Raw genomic sequence first — 14,574 nt, 5'->3', positions numbered from 1 at the left:
GGATTTGGCGATTTGCACTGATAGAATAAAAGATATACGACACGGGTGGATTGCCCATTTCGAGTGTATGGATGACCTATAGAGACAAGCTTATTGCATAAAATTAGATGAAAGAGTGAGGACATGATGCGAAAAAATAAATTATTCTTTGTCATTCTGCTTTTTGGTTTATGTATTGGCGTTTTTTATCACCTTTCCCAAAATGATCATCATCGGCAAAGAAACACAGTTTCAGCACTTGATGGCCAATCGTTATCCGTCACACCGATCGTCACGTACGATAAAATCTACACGCAATTACCTGACTTACTTTATGACAGTGGCATTCAATCTATGGAAGAAGCGCCGATTGTATTCATGGGCACTATTGCTGATCAAATGATCTATGTCACAGATACAGTGACTCTTATTGAGGGTATATCATTTACCAAAGACGTTACGGAAGAAAATAGTACCAGTGACACGCTAGACGACGGGATCGTTCAAACCGTCGTCACCAAGCCAGACTTGGTATTTGACGTAGCAGAAACAGGCACCTATTTCTATATGATCACCTTATTTGTTCCTGAGGAGATAGCGATTGATCCTTTAAACTTGATGGTACGTGTCAATAACAAAGACATCCATGTTGCAGAAGGCACAGTCAAACAGCGAAGTACCCAGGAAGGTTTCAATGAATGGACCGCGGGTTTCTTTATTCCTGCTGATGATATGAATCTATCTCATCCCGTCATCGATTTTCAGATACGTATCGATCAGGAAATAGTCACTTATACATTTACAGAGGATGACAATCAATGGAAAAATATGGATTTTTGTTTATGACCTTATTTTTTGTTTTTTTTGCTTTTCTTTATTTGTTTTCCTTAAATAGAGAAGAAAGACAATTTTACGATCATTATCAACGCTATTTTGAAAACGAACGGGTAGGCGCTCTTGTATCGAATGTTTCAGAAACACCCATCGATCCTACGGTATATCCTGATTCTGTGATAGAACTTTATTTTCCAAGTGACAACTGGGGCTATCAAGCGGCTTTATTGTTAGATGATCAAATCTTAGTTGATTCCCCTATGTTAACCGGTCATTTTTTTGAAGAGGATCAGGTACAAGTCGTTTTAGGAAAGCAAGTGTATGACCAACTGACAACACAAGAAAAAAGCACCATGTGCGTATCCTTTGATGGTGTGGATTATCCAATCCAAGGTGTATTGGCCGAAAGCCCATTTGATCATGTGATCTTGTTCAATGGACAAGCACAAGAAGTGCAGCAGCGGTTTTTGACACAAGTGGAATTTGTTACAATTTCCAGCGCAGAGTCAGTCATAATGACGCAAATGGATCAGCTTTTGGATCTCTTGCAAGTGACCCCAAGTCAGGTCTTTGTTTCAGGGGCAATAGATAGGAAAGATTTTCAACACAATTACGATCAGTTTAAACAGCGCTTTGCTGTGTTGATCCTCTTTTCGATGATTGCTTTTGTACTGCAATGTTATCAACAATATGATGCCTTAAAGCTGAACATTGGGGTCAGAAAGCTAGTGGGGGCTTCCCGCCTAGCAGTTTTAAGAGATAGCTTTACACCCTATGCGCTTTGTTTGACACTAGCTTTTGTATCCAGTGTGAGCTTCTTTGTGCTGCTCAGTTCCTATTGGTTCATGGCCTTGGGTTTTTCTGTGGCTACGATGATCCAATCAGTTTTATACAGCAGTTGCATCTTTCTAGGGATGTTCTGTATGAGTGGCTTGGTGATTGCCCTCATGACGCAAAGGTATACAGTCAAAGATTTTATGCAGGCGGTGCGCTATGAATAGACAAGTCTTTATTGTAAATGAGTGCGTGAGTTTTTTGACCATAAAAATCGGATTGAATATACTCATGATTTTGTTGTTGTATTTGATGTTGCATTTTTTTCAGCTTCAAACACAGCTGTCCAGCTTCGAGAACATGTACCAAGGCAGTCTTTTGGAAAAACAAATTGTGCGTGTGCAATATAGCAACTTTGACCAGAACGGCGGCGTTGGTAAGCCGTTAGAAGTCGTGTCATCGGTTGAATCATTTACTGGGAGTCAAGGCCACTATTTTATCAAAGCCGGGGGACAAGTGGTCGTTGATCCAACGTCAAAATTGATTTTAAGCGATACGGATCAATTTTTGATCAACGATCAGATGTATGTGAAACCAGATGTCCTTCAAGTGAATCGCCCGATGGCTGAAGCCCTCAGCCAAGAAAACGAGGTGGTGCATACATTATATGCAGCGCCAACAAATGACGGCAACATTCCTATCATATTAGGCGCGGGTTATCATGATGTGTATCAAATAGGCGATCAAATTGACATGACTTGGCTGGTAGATAGTCAAGAAGACCAAATAATCGGGCACGATATACAGTATCGTGTGGCTGGCTTTTTTGACGAACATGCAGAGATATTGAATTATATGACATTTGATCTGGAACCAATCCTTTTAGATACGTATGCAATGATTCCTTTAACGGAAGAACAAGCGACCGCGGCCTCATTTTGGCAACCAGATTTGACTTTCTATTTTTTTCCTATCAATCATGAAGATACGCATATTTCGCCGATTCGTTTGCATAATGAAGTAGGCAAGTTGACTGATACAGGATATGAAAGGTTAAGTCTTCAAAACGAGAACAGTCAAATATATTTTGCACTGCAAGGTGTTGAGGTACAAAGAAATGAAGCAGCCAGCCAGCTCACGTTGTTTTTGATTTTCTCTGTATTGCAAATTTTCGTTATTTTAAAACTTTTGGTAAATCAAAGGATGAAAGTGTATAAACTATTTTACGGTTTGGGCTCAACGAAGAAGACCTTATGTATCGATGTGATTCTCTCCTATACCATTTGGCTGATAACGGATTGTTTGATCCTTTATCTCTTGAATGTCTTTGTATTGAAACAGGTATGGTCGTTGGAAGTGATTGTTGGTTCTATCGGTTTATGGAGTCTATTTATGTTGCTATTTTTAGGTATAGCGATTGGCAAGCTTTTTCATCGTGAAAGGATGGTGCTGTAAATGACACAGCCGGTATATGTGTTGAAAAAGGTCAAAAAAATATTTCCTGATGGTGAAGAAATCTCACGTGAAATCTTGTCCTTTGATTCCTTTGTGTGCGAGAAAGGGGAATTCATTGCAGTTGTAGGACCTAGCGGCAGTGGAAAATCAACGCTTTTATCGATACTGGGCTTAGTGGATAACATAACTGAAGGCGACTATCTCATTATGGGGCACCAAGGCAGTCAATTGACAGAAAAAGAAAAAGCCCGCTTAAGAAATCGAGAAATCGGCTTTGTGTTACAAAACTTTGGTTTGATCGATGATATGACCATTAAAGACAATATTCTCTTACCAACCAAGTATTTACCAGTTGATCTGCGAAAAGAAGCACAGCGACGGTTGGTACCGCTTGTTGAGGAATTAGGGATTGCGCCATTGTTAAAAAAATTTCCCAACAAGCTATCAGGCGGGCAAAAACAACGTGTAGCGATTGCCCGTAGTTTGATCAACGATCCGTCGATTATTTTGGCAGATGAACCAACTGGAAATCTTGATGCTGCCAATGCACATCAGGTCATGTCGATTTTACTTAGGAAACATCAAGAAGGACAGACGGTGATCTTAGTCACACATGATGAAGCGTTAGCGAAGATGTGTGACCGAATCGTACGTCTAGATTCAAAAGCCTTGCGGAGCGAATAGCCAGCTTTATCGGTCACCGACCATCCGGCCAGTATTCCCGCTGCGGATCGTAACGGCGAACGATTTTTCGATTCGCTACAATATGCTGATAGTGATAGATGGGTACCTCATTTTCTTCGATGCGAAAGACAAAAAACAACGGTACGTGGAGTGTAGAATAAGCAGCAGGGATCAGGATATAATTTTTGCCGGTTTTTTCCATGGTACGGGCAAAACTGTCGAATAGAAAATGAATAGGGGTTGGCAAGGTGACCAACTCATAATAGTGCTTCTCTAAAGCATAGGTTTCTTGCGTTGCATAAGCGATTTGTGCAGCGGTCATAACAATCACTCCTCACTGAAAGTATACGAACGTTTGTTCTATTTGTAAAGCGATATTTATATTTAAATATTCAGGCGCGCTGTTTTATTTTATGGGTATATTTTTTTAAACCGCCAGAGAAAGGCACAAATCGTTCCTCTCTTATGATAAACTGAGCTCAGATAATCTTGAATCAAACCAGTGAGCAGGTGAAATGGGATGAGATGGTGTGAGGTAGAAGCGCTGAATGAGACACTCGGTGCAGAAAAGATAGCCAAAAACGGTGGGTATTATCGTATAAGCAAAGAGGACGAAACGGTTTTTCAATTGTCATTCTCAAAGACGGGGCCTTGTGGAGAATCACTGTATCAACCGTTGATCAAGCTGCGTCGTGAAGGAGATAGGGCAATTCCCTATTATTTACTTGATGTTGCTGCACAACCAATGAACTATCTGCAGCGCAATAGTGCCAGCGATGCACAAGCATTGGACCAGTCTTTCACAGAATTGATCGATAGATTTTACTGTGCGCTGCCAGTAAGTCCGGTCACAGCAAAGCCAGAGAGTCAACAATAGGCAAACAAATAAAAGAACCATCGTTTGCTGTCGAAACGATGGTTCTTTTGTTTGTTTGCTATACGTTAAAATCACCGGTAAATCCTTGACGTTTCATGAAGTCAGCAACATCTGGACGTCGCGGTTCACGGAAGAACGCCGTCATTTTTGTTTGCCAATTGGTTTCTTGCTGATTGCTGCCGCGTTGGGCGTAATAGGCGGCTGTTGTTTGGTTGTATTGATCAACGAGTTGTTTGGTCAATGGCTGATAGTGATCGGTACTTAGGATCGCTGATTGAGGTAACCGGACTTTGACGTCGTTGCGGCTTTCAGGATAACCGATGGTCAACCCAAAGAGGGGGAAGGTCAGTTTCGGCAGGCTGACCAATTTGGCAATCGCGGAAAGATCATTCCGAATGCCGCCAATATAACAAATGCCCAATCCTTGTGATTCTGCATACGCGACCATATTCTGGGCTGCGATGGTCGTATCAACGACAGAAACGATGAAAGGCTCCATGGTCGTCAATGCGTGATTGGACAATTCAGCTTGTTCCAATAGTTGCTGGTGTTTATACAGGTCTGCCACAAACAAGTAGAAGACACCGGTTTTGGTGATATAGTTTGGTGCGCCAGCAATCTCTTCGATGGTGGCCAATTTTTGCGGATCTTTGATTTCAATGATCGAATAAGCTTGGACGAAGTTTGAACTAGCGCCACTCTGGGCGACCTGGATCAATTGTGCTTTCAGGTTGTCAGACAATGGTTCTCCTGTGAAATTTCTGACGGATGTGTGGTTGATAAATTGATTGAATACGTCCATATGCGTACCTCCAGTGGGAAAATAGGTGATTCAGTTTTCTGGTCTATCCATAGTGTAGCAGAAAAAAAGGGACGATTCCAAAAAGAATGTTTTCAAAAAAATGTCATCTTTGAGATTTTATAGTTGCCAATGGGCTGTTTTTCCGTTATGATAATTGTACATTATCAATATTCCTTAGGGGAGTAACTGGTGGCGCAAGCCGCGGTAATATCAACAGTAAGTAAGCTGGCAGCAGCTTTCTGGTATTATTTTAAACGGTGAGACCTAAGACAAGCATAAACTTGTCTTAGGTCTCTTTTTTTTCAAAAAAAAATGCCTAAGCGGGTAAAAATACAGATAAAGGGGCAAACACATTGGCAAAAGAAATGTATCAAAAGGACATCACAGAAATCATGGCAGAGGTTCAGAGTCAGCCGGAAGGTTTGACGCAGCAAGAAGCAGCGAAGCGTTTAGAAAATGGCTTGAATCAGTTGAAAGAAGCACCGAAGAAATCCAGTTGGGCGTTGTTTCTTGACACCTTCAAAGATGCGATGGTGATCGTGCTGTTGATCGTGGCCATCATTCAGATGATCATGGGTGCCCACGTTGAATCAATCGTTATTTTTGCGGTATTGCTGCTGAATTCTGTGGTCAGCGTGATCCAAACAAAAAAAGCCGAAGGATCTTTGGATGCATTAAAGAGCTTGTCGGCACCTGATGCAACAGTCATTCGTGACGGCAAAGAGCAAAGTGTCTTGGCCAAAGAATTGGTCGTGGGGGACATTGTGATTTTAGAAGCGGGTGATTATGTGCCTGCGGATGGTCGTTTGATCGAAGAAGGATCGCTGAAAGTCGATGAGGGAATGCTGACAGGGGAATCGACACCTGCTGAAAAAGAGCTAGGCATCATTGACCGGACAGCGCCGATCGGCGATCGGGACAACATGGTCTTTAGTGGTACGATCGTGACTTATGGTCGTGGCCGTTTTATCGTCACGGCCACAGGGAATGTCACAGAAATCGGTCAAGTTGCTGGGTTGTTAGAAAATACGGTGGAACACAAAACGCCGTTGCAACGAGGATTAGATTCATTTAGCAAGAAATTAAGTGTAGCGATTTTGGTCCTCTCGTTGATCATTCTTGGTGTGCAAGTGGCGCGTCTATTCTTAGGCGACGGTACTGGCGACATGACAGAAGACTTGGTCAATGCCTTCATGTTTGCCGTGGCAGTCGCTGTTGCAGCAATTCCAGAAGCATTGCAATCGATCGTGACGATTGTGTTGTCGATTGGGACCAAACAGATGGCCAAACGTCATGCGATCATTCGCAAATTGCCTGCAGTGGAAACATTGGGCTCAACAAGTATTGTTTGTACAGACAAAACAGGTACGTTGACACAAAACAAAATGACAGTGGTGGATTACTATTTGCCAAATGGTCAAACAGGGGACTTTTCGAATGACCCAGCGCACTGGACCATGCCTGAAAAACGCCTGATCGATATCAGTGTCTTAGCCAATGATGCGGCGATCAGTGAAGATGGCACCAAGTTAGGGGATCCGACAGAGATCGCCTTCCTTGATTACAGCGAAACATTGCAGCAGCCTTACCGCAGTATTCGTCAACAATACCCGCGTTTGCAAGAACTGCCTTTCGATTCTGATCGTAAATTGATGTCGACGCTTCATGAGATCGACGGTGAGCAGCTGCTGTTGACCAAAGGTGGGCCAGACATCGTCTTTGGCCGCAGTACCAAAGTCTTGATCGATGATCAAGTGGTACCTTTGACAGATGACATCAAAGAAAAATTACAACATCAAAATGAAGAATTTTCGAAACGCGCACTACGTGTTTTAGCCTTTGCATATCGCCCGATGGCTGATGGCCAAGAACGGGAATTGACACTGGCAGATGAAGAAGAATTGATTTTAGTTGGTTTGATGGCAATGATCGATCCACCCCGTAAAGAAGTCAAACAAGCAGTGGCTGATGCCAAATCAGCTGGGATCAAGACAGTGATGATCACTGGTGACCACAAAACAACGGCCGTAGCGATTGCGCAGGAAATCGGGATTGCTGCTGAAGGCGATCTGGCTTTGACAGGAACAGAATTGGATCGTTTGTCAGAAAGCGAATTGGCAGATCAATTAGAAAAAATCACGGTGTATGCCCGTGTTTCTCCAGAGAACAAAATTCGGATCGTCCGCGCATGGCAAGACAAAGGCAAAATTTCTGCCATGACTGGGGATGGTGTCAATGACGCTCCGGCTCTGAAGCAAGCGGATATCGGGATTGCTATGGGAACAGGAACCGATGTCGCCAAAGATGCAGCAGCGATGGTCTTGACTGATGACAACTTTGCCTCGATCATCCGCGCTGTTGAAGTGGGGAGAAATGTGTTTGACAACATCAAAAAGGCTATTTCTTATTTGTTTGCTGGAAACTTAGGCGCAATCATTGCGATTGTCTTTGCCTTAGTGATGGGATGGGACAATCCTTTCACCGCGTTGCAGTTGTTGTTCATCAACTTGGTCAATGATTCATTGCCAGCGATCGCGCTAGGTATGGAAAAAGCGGAGCCAACCATTATGGAACGGGCACCACGGGATCCAAATGCTGGTATCTTTACTGGAAAAACATTGATTTCTGTGACGTATCGAGGAATCTTGATTGCTGCCGTTGTGATCTTGGCGCAATGGCTGGGTATGAATCAATCGCCTGAATTGGGTGTAGCCATGGCATTCTCAACATTGATCTGGAGCCGGACACTGCAAACATTGCCTGCCCGTTCAAATACGGAAACAGCATGGCAAGCGGGTTTATTCGCCAACAAAATGGTCTGGTTGGCCATTGTGGTTTGTGGTGGGTTGTACAGTATCACGTTGGTACCAGGTGTTCGTGAAGTCTTTGCGATCCCAACGACCTTTACCCTGAGTCATGTGGGGCTTTCAATGGCCATGGCAGCCGGTGCTGTTTTGTTAATGGAAATGACCAAACTGATCATTATTGCTGTGCAAAATCGTCAAGCGAAATAAAATCAAATCCACGCGATGCCATTAAATATGGGGTCGCGTGGATTTTTTTCTTGCTATATGCCTAAAGCGAGTCAGCAGTACGCATTTCATTTCAGCGCCTTCAACTGACTGATCTGTTCAGCAGTGTGCAGGATCAATTGATGATACCCTTGATCTTGACTTCCGCCATATAGATACGCCTCGTAGGCAGCAGTCAGTTGGATAAAACTACCATGGAACAAAGGATACATTGATTCTAACCGCTGTGCATAATCCGGCAATGTTTCGGCATCATGTCGATACAAGACCCGGGTGGTTTGTTTTAATAAGCGTGGATAGGCTTGTGTCAGCGGTGTTTTTGACCAGCGGCAAATCACCCAAATTTGAATCCGAAATAGGCGATGCCGATAGATGTAGAACAAGCCAACCACAAGCAAACCGCTCATCCACATCAGGCCATTGCGTAAAAGCTGTTTCAATTCAGTCGTCAGCCATGGATCATTTGACGCTTCCGTTACAGCACTGCTGGTGCTGGTGCTGGCGGTAGTTTCGCTTGATGAACTGCTGACACTGCTTTCGTTTGTTTCGGCAGTGGTTTCGCTTGGTGTCGTTTCATCGGTGGTGGTATCTGTTTGCAATACCGGCCGATCGGGATTTTGGAAACTTGGCGTTGGTTCAAATGGAATCCAGCCATAGCCTGCAAAATAGACTTCTACCCAGGAATGGGCATTCTGGTTGCGGACTGTATAGGTGGTCGTTCCGTCAGAAGTGACCGGATCACCCGGAGAAAAGCCCTTGGCCCAGCGTGCAGGAATATCCAGTGTGCGCAACAAGACCACCATGGAACTGGAAAAATTGTCGCAGTAGCCGACTTGGCTCTCAAAGAGAAATTGATCGACATAGTCTTGATCATCTTCCGGATAGACCGCATCTGTTTTCGAATAGCGAAAATTGATGGTATTTTTCAAATAACTTTCGATTGCTGTCACTTGATCAAAAAGTGAGTCTGATCCGGCAGTGATCTCCTGTGCCAATGCTGGGATCCTTTCTGGCAGTGTGTCCGGTAATTGCGTATAGTTGACAGTGGTGTCTGGCTGCTGCAAGGAGAGGTTTTGCAGATTCTCAGCTGTATAATCTGGCTGGTTCCACGTGATCGTTACTTGTGACACAGATTCAGGAGACAGCAAGTCCACTCTGCGGACCGAGTCGTCCACTTGCAGGCCTTGGGCGCCAGCCATCACAGTTAGTTGGCTGCGACCGTAAGGCAATGGGACATAGTCACCGTGGTTCAGGAAGTCGATGGCGATGTCTTCGGTATCGGTATAAGGTTGCCGATATTGATCATCTGCGACCGTCAGCGACACGGGATCTGTTCGGAAATCTTCTTCTCGAATCGTGCTGATCCAGCCTTTGCCAGAATAAAAGTCTTTACTTTCCACGCGCCAATAATGGCGGGTGTTTTGCTGCGCTTCGAATAAAACAGTGGTGTCATCCAGCAAAGGGCCGCCTAACTGGCGGTCGTTTTCGCTAAAACCAGTTCGGGAACCTGACGGGGTACCATGTTCTTCGATAAATCGATAGAAGCCGATTTGATTCAAATTGGTGCGGATCATGGTCGATTGACTGACCAATTGCGCCCTGATCACTGTTTTTGGCAAATAGACAGCAGCAACCATCAGAAGGAGCAACGTTGACAATACCAGCGTCCATTCCCCTAGCTTGCGTGTGTGCTGTATCTGCATGTGGGCAATGAGGGATGAGGCAAGGCCGCAGATTAGAATACCTGTGATATGCCAAGTCAAATCAAAGCGGTTGAAAATGACGACTGTCAGCAAATAAGACAGCATCATGGCATAGGTGAAAAAGAACCAGCGAAAGATTATTGGCAGAATCGCTAAAAACAGTACCCAGGTAACGATCAAAGTCACGGCGGCCAGTTCAGTGATATACCCAACATCCCCCATGATGATTTCCCTAACAGCCCGCAAGAAGTCGTAGCCAAAGCGTGTCAGCCAATCGAGTGAAAAGCTGGTACCATAGGGGAAAATACGATACAAGACAACAAACCAGCCAAGCAGCAGCAAAGGCAAACTATAACGCACTTTCGGGATGAACACTAAGAAGAGACAGACAGAAGCGGCATAGGCCAGCAATGTCGCTTCATTCCCCAAATCATAGACTGCGACAAAAGGCAGGATCATCAAGGTCAAGCTGATAAACGTCAGTAGACCGAGTAAGCTTTTTTTGATCAAGGACGCTTTCATATACGTTCCTCCTCTGCGATATACCCCATCAAGTCCGCATAGGTCAAGAGTTGGCAACTGTTGTGGCGCTGCGACTGGTCAACATAGCGCTGGACTTGCTCCGTTGCAACAGGTGCGATCACAAGGATCTGCTTACTGGCAAGGGCGGGGATCCCGGCTGGCAAGTGGTCAAAAGGCGCGATCTGCGCATAAGCTAACGCATCTGGATGATAGGGAGAAGGAATGTCTGCGCCAAACAACAGCGTTTGTACATCATGTTGCTGCTGAACCAGTTGATGCAGAGAGAAAAAGAGGGACAAGGTCGCTTCAAAATGCGCATCTGCTTCACCCCAGAAAATCAAGACAAGTGTTTGGGTCTTGTGGTTTTCAGGTTCGCGGAAGATCAATGCTTGCTGCTTGCTGGATAACTTCCAATCGATATGCTTCAAAGAATCACCTGGTCGATAGGAACGAAATTGCTTGATCGTGAAGCTTGGTTCACCATAGGTGTAACGTTGGGATTGTTCAGTGATCAATGGCAGCAATGCGGTGGCCTCTGCCTGATAAGCAGGCAATACCAGCAAGGACTGATCAATCGTGAGGGAACGTTTTTTTTCAAAGAAGCCGAATAGATCCCGGCTGCGTAAAGTTGCTGAACATTTATCATAGACGCCTCTGCTTGGTGGAAGCCATTGGGCGTGGGTCCGAATGGCTGTACCTCTGTAAAAAGGCAAGGTTTGCTGGTGAAACCCTTCGTCGAAGGACAAGGATAGCGCGACAAACGGGAAAAACAACGGCCGATAGCAATAAATCTCGATTGGCAGCGAGAGCGATGTGCCTTGCGCAACTTGTAAAGATTCTTCAATCGTGACGTGTACTTTTTTCAGAGAAGGCATGAGAGTCATGAAATCGAAGAGTAAAATCAGGGTAAGCAAAAACCATAAGCTCCAACCAGCATCGTTGTTGAAGATGAAACAGTAAGCCAATAAAATCACGTAGGCAGCGACAAAAACAAACAGGCGCAGGATTCGTTTTACTAGTTGTCTGCCCATAGTCATTTCCTCGTGGGGACAGGTACCCGCTGGATCATTTGTTTCATCAATTCTGCCAGTGTATCGGCATTGGCATGGATGCCACCTTTGACTAACAGGCGATGCCCAAAAACAGCCGGCAGTATCCGCTGCAGATCTTGCGGTGTGACATACGTACGCCCCTCAGTCAGCGCTAAGGCTTTGGCGCCTTTCAAAAAGGCTATCCCGCCACGAGGGCTGATGCCCAATTCAATGCCATGATGCTGGCGACTGGCTTGGACCAATTGCAGGGCGTAGCGCGCGACTTGATCATCGACATAGACATCATCTACCAGCGATTTGAGGGCGGTGAGTTCTTCTGCATGCAAAATCGTTTGGATCTGTTCTAAACTTTGTTGACGCTGGCCGGTCAAAAGATCCAGTTCATCTTGGAAATCAGGGTAACCGATATGCAATCGGAATAGAAAACGGTCCAATTGGGCTTCTGGCAATGGGTAGGTGCCTTCATATTCATTAGGATTTTGAGTAGCCAAAACAAAGAAATGCGGGCTGAGCGGGTAGGTTTGGTTGTCGATCGTCACATGATTTTCAGACATGGCTTCTAACAGGGAGGCTTGGGTTCTGGGCGTGGTTCGGTTGATTTCATCAGCGAGTAAAACCGATGTGAAGATCGGTCCCGGTCGAAATTCAAATTGCTGGCTCTGGGCATTAAAAATCGACACCCCCAAAATATCATTTGGCAATAGATCAGGCGTGAACTGAACCCGTTTGTAGTCGCTTTGGATGGCTTTGGCCAATGATTTGACCAGCATCGTCTTGCCTACACCGGGAATATCTTCAAATAAAACGTGTCCGCCAGCCAATAAAGCGGCAACGGTCAACTGGATCACGTCATGCTTGCCCAGAATCACCTTTTCGACTTCAGCGATCAAGGCATTGATTTTTTGTAATTCAGCGGTCATGTAACAACCTCCTTGTAAGCTTTTCTTTTATTGTATCGGTTTTCAAAAGCTTACACAATTTTCTTGCAAAAGAATCAGTGACTTATTTCCGTTTGCCATGACCATAAATATGGGCAGCCATTTGATCGGCTTGCCGCAAGTTCCAAGCATCGGTACCGGGCTGGGCAGTTGCGGCTGTCAGCCAGTGGATACCTTCAGTCGGAATCCCAAAGCAATAGAGGCCCTCTTGGGGGTGTTCTTGGAGATCCAAACATTGATTGGTCAAAGGGTCAATGGCGACGGCGCCAGTATGGAAATCAGCGCCATTTGGCAAATGAAGAATCGCTGGATGGATCAATTTTTGTGCCAGCAAAGAAGTGAGCAGCGGATTGGCCGTGGCTTCGATCGCTGTTGTCGGAATCCGAGCTTCCATCATTTGGGACGCTTGATACGTATGTTGTGGAAACCCTTTGGCATAGGTCAAGAAAACATCGGTTGTTTCCACGATCATGTCTGGGCCTAATAAGGTCACGATCCCAGCTTCCATCAAGGCAATCAGCTCTCGCGTCCGCTGCAAGGGCGGCCCGATAGATAAAAAGCTGTTCAACGGCACAAATGATTGCCAAAATGATGCCTTTAGGTCTTGCGGCGACAGCAATTGATGACGCAAGACCACCCGCAATGGTTCGCGAAGATCTTTTAATACTTCTAGCGCACTGCTGACAGGACCGGTCAAATTACCCAGTTCAGCTTCTTGAAGATCCCATTTTAAATAATTTAGCAAGAAAGATTGGACAGATTCTGCGGCCGTTTTTCTGCTGAAGGGCTGTTCGAAAAAGGCCCAATCCCATATAGCAGCAGACGGAATGCCAAAATCGTGGAGGACAGAAGTCTGCCCATGCTGGTGGATAAAGGCTGTCGTGAAGGAAGCGATATCTGCAGGTGATCGATATTGTTTTTCCTTGAGATACTGCTGATAATAGACCAGTTCAACTTCTTTAGCCAAATAGTACAAGACGATGTCAGCGGACACTTGTTTTTCATTGATCCATGCGGCCAATCGCTGATCGGTCAAAAAGTGCGGCAGCCGTTGTTGGGTGGGTCCTTTTTGGTTTCTTCCTCGTGGATGATAGGGCACGCCGCGGTGAGAACCGGCGATGATCAGTGGTTCTTCCCCAGAAGGCTGATAATGGCAGCGGCCTTCTGTTTCAGTAAATATCCCGCCTCGTCCTTGGGTCAGTAAGGTCACATAATCAAAGAAAGCCAACCCCAGTCCGCGTAAAATCAAAGGCGTCCCAGGGGCTGCTTTGGAGAAATCAACATCTGCTGCATTAGCAGGGGGAGAATAGAATAGATGGTTTTGCTGGGCGAAGGCATCCAGTTCTGCTTCTTCCAGTGATAAGCGGGCAGCGCCATGTCCAGTTGCCAGAATGACTTTGTCCGCTATCCACATTTGGTCCTTTGTTTGGACAAGATAGCCGTCTGTTTCTTTTGTCACAGTGTGTACTTTGGCGGCGACATAGGTCAATTGAATCGTAGGGCAGCTGCCGACCAATTGTTGATAAAACCATTGTTGGTATAAGCCATAGACAGCCCGGGGGCAGTGGCCATTTGGATCGATGTTGTCAAAGAAAGCCAGTAACCATGGCGCATGTTGTTGGGCAAATGATTTTCCGATGCTGTCAGCCCATTCGTAAAGAGTCGGTCCCTTGACGACTGGTCCACCGCTGGTCAGGGAATCATCTGTAAAAAGGGTCACTTGATTTGTGACAGAGTTGATCAGCAAGTCTTGGTTTTGTGTGGTTCGCCACACAGCACCGGGGAGATCAGGATCGATCAAAATGATGGAAGCAGATTTCTGCTGCTGTTTTCCATGGGCAATCAACCGCTCGCATAAAGATAATCCCCGAGGGCCGGCACCGATGATTACGATTTGCAAGTAAAACACCACCTTTCAAGCA

At 45.3% G+C, this 14,574-nt stretch carries 12 protein-coding genes; 6 read left to right on the top strand and 6 right to left on the bottom strand.

Annotated features, from left to right (window positions below):
* The first annotated feature begins 123 nt into the window (after window positions 1-123).
* From ACYVRS_RS06980 to ACYVRS_RS06965, 4 genes are read left to right on the top strand one after another with little or no spacing between them, the layout of a single operon-like run.
* Entirely contained in the window at window positions 124-825 is a 702-nt protein-coding gene (locus tag ACYVRS_RS06980; protein ID WP_461203036.1) for a hypothetical protein, read from the top strand.
* Window positions 798-1,814, top strand: a complete 1,017-nt coding sequence (locus ACYVRS_RS06975) for a hypothetical protein (RefSeq protein WP_461203035.1) — start codon at window positions 798-800, stop codon at window positions 1,812-1,814. The genes ACYVRS_RS06980 and ACYVRS_RS06975 overlap by 28 nt, the downstream gene beginning before the upstream one ends.
* Window positions 1,807-3,042 (top strand): hypothetical protein, encoded by a 1,236-nt coding sequence (locus ACYVRS_RS06970; RefSeq protein ID WP_461197807.1) that lies wholly within the window; start codon window positions 1,807-1,809, stop codon window positions 3,040-3,042. The genes ACYVRS_RS06975 and ACYVRS_RS06970 overlap by 8 nt, the downstream gene beginning before the upstream one ends.
* A complete protein-coding gene (locus tag ACYVRS_RS06965) occupies window positions 3,043-3,726 on the top strand; it encodes an ABC transporter ATP-binding protein (protein ID WP_312497401.1) in 684 nt (227 codons plus the stop codon). It begins immediately after the preceding gene.
* 13 nt (window positions 3,727-3,739) lie between these two features.
* Here ACYVRS_RS06965 and ACYVRS_RS06960 read toward each other — a convergent pair whose 3' ends face one another.
* Window positions 3,740-4,048: a DUF5960 family protein gene (locus ACYVRS_RS06960; RefSeq protein WP_461197806.1), complete on the bottom strand. Its 309-nt coding sequence runs from the start codon at window positions 4,046-4,048 to the stop codon at window positions 3,740-3,742.
* A gap of 198 nt (window positions 4,049-4,246) precedes the next feature.
* Between ACYVRS_RS06960 and ACYVRS_RS06955 the strand changes: the two genes are divergently transcribed.
* Window positions 4,247-4,603, top strand: coding sequence for a hypothetical protein (locus tag ACYVRS_RS06955; RefSeq protein ID WP_461197805.1), 357 nt, complete (start codon window positions 4,247-4,249; stop codon window positions 4,601-4,603).
* 58 nt (window positions 4,604-4,661) lie between these two features.
* Here the strand turns inward: ACYVRS_RS06955 and nfsA are convergent, their stop codons facing one another.
* The gene (gene nfsA, locus ACYVRS_RS06950) at window positions 4,662-5,405 is read right to left on the bottom strand and encodes an oxygen-insensitive NADPH nitroreductase (protein ID WP_312497403.1); all 744 of its coding nucleotides are present in this window, start codon (window positions 5,403-5,405) and stop codon (window positions 4,662-4,664) included.
* Between the two features lie 365 nt (window positions 5,406-5,770).
* Between nfsA and ACYVRS_RS06945 the strand changes: the two genes are divergently transcribed.
* On the top strand, window positions 5,771-8,419 hold the full coding sequence (locus ACYVRS_RS06945; RefSeq protein ID WP_461203132.1) for a cation-translocating P-type ATPase: 2,649 nt from the start codon (window positions 5,771-5,773) through the stop codon (window positions 8,417-8,419).
* Between the two features lie 86 nt (window positions 8,420-8,505).
* Here the strand turns inward: ACYVRS_RS06945 and ACYVRS_RS06940 are convergent, their stop codons facing one another.
* The 4 genes from ACYVRS_RS06940 to ACYVRS_RS06925 form a co-directional block, all read right to left on the bottom strand.
* Window positions 8,506-10,662, bottom strand: coding sequence for a DUF4129 domain-containing transglutaminase family protein (locus tag ACYVRS_RS06940; protein WP_461203034.1), 2,157 nt, complete (start codon window positions 10,660-10,662; stop codon window positions 8,506-8,508).
* Entirely contained in the window at window positions 10,659-11,693 is a 1,035-nt protein-coding gene (locus tag ACYVRS_RS06935; RefSeq protein WP_461203033.1) for a DUF58 domain-containing protein, read from the bottom strand. Before ACYVRS_RS06935 ends, ACYVRS_RS06940 begins: the two co-directional genes overlap by 4 nt.
* Before the next feature lie 2 nt (window positions 11,694-11,695).
* The gene (locus ACYVRS_RS06930) at window positions 11,696-12,634 is read right to left on the bottom strand and encodes an AAA family ATPase (RefSeq protein WP_054116096.1); all 939 of its coding nucleotides are present in this window, start codon (window positions 12,632-12,634) and stop codon (window positions 11,696-11,698) included.
* Between the two features lie 82 nt (window positions 12,635-12,716).
* A complete protein-coding gene (locus ACYVRS_RS06925; protein ID WP_313538321.1) occupies window positions 12,717-14,552 on the bottom strand; it encodes an FAD/NAD(P)-binding protein in 1,836 nt (611 codons plus the stop codon).
* Between the last annotated feature and the right edge of the window lie 22 nt (window positions 14,553-14,574).

This window comes from Enterococcus salsurae, from assembly GCF_054784955.1.
Note: the sequence above shows the minus strand (reverse complement) of the source record. Positions and strands in the feature narration are given on the sequence as shown.

Coding starts and splice junctions, on each gene's coding strand:
- ACYVRS_RS06970 (WP_461197807.1), top strand. CDS start 1,807: ATGAATAGACAAGTCTTTATTGTAAATGAGTGCGTGAGTTTTTTGACC.
- ACYVRS_RS06965 (WP_312497401.1), top strand. CDS start 3,043: ATGACACAGCCGGTATATGTGTTGAAAAAGGTCAAAAAAATATTTCCT.
- ACYVRS_RS06980 (WP_461203036.1), top strand. CDS start 124: ATGATGCGAAAAAATAAATTATTCTTTGTCATTCTGCTTTTTGGTTTA.
- ACYVRS_RS06945 (WP_461203132.1), top strand. CDS start 5,771: ATGTATCAAAAGGACATCACAGAAATCATGGCAGAGGTTCAGAGTCAG.
- ACYVRS_RS06935 (WP_461203033.1), bottom strand. CDS start 11,693: ATGGGCAGACAACTAGTAAAACGAATCCTGCGCCTGTTTGTTTTTGTC.
- nfsA (WP_312497403.1), bottom strand. CDS start 5,405: ATGGACGTATTCAATCAATTTATCAACCACACATCCGTCAGAAATTTC.
- ACYVRS_RS06930 (WP_054116096.1), bottom strand. CDS start 12,634: ATGACCGCTGAATTACAAAAAATCAATGCCTTGATCGCTGAAGTCGAA.
- ACYVRS_RS06975 (WP_461203035.1), top strand. CDS start 798: ATGGAAAAATATGGATTTTTGTTTATGACCTTATTTTTTGTTTTTTTT.
- ACYVRS_RS06955 (WP_461197805.1), top strand. CDS start 4,247: ATGAGATGGTGTGAGGTAGAAGCGCTGAATGAGACACTCGGTGCAGAA.
- ACYVRS_RS06940 (WP_461203034.1), bottom strand. CDS start 10,662: ATGAAAGCGTCCTTGATCAAAAAAAGCTTACTCGGTCTACTGACGTTT.
- ACYVRS_RS06960 (WP_461197806.1), bottom strand. CDS start 4,048: ATGACCGCTGCACAAATCGCTTATGCAACGCAAGAAACCTATGCTTTA.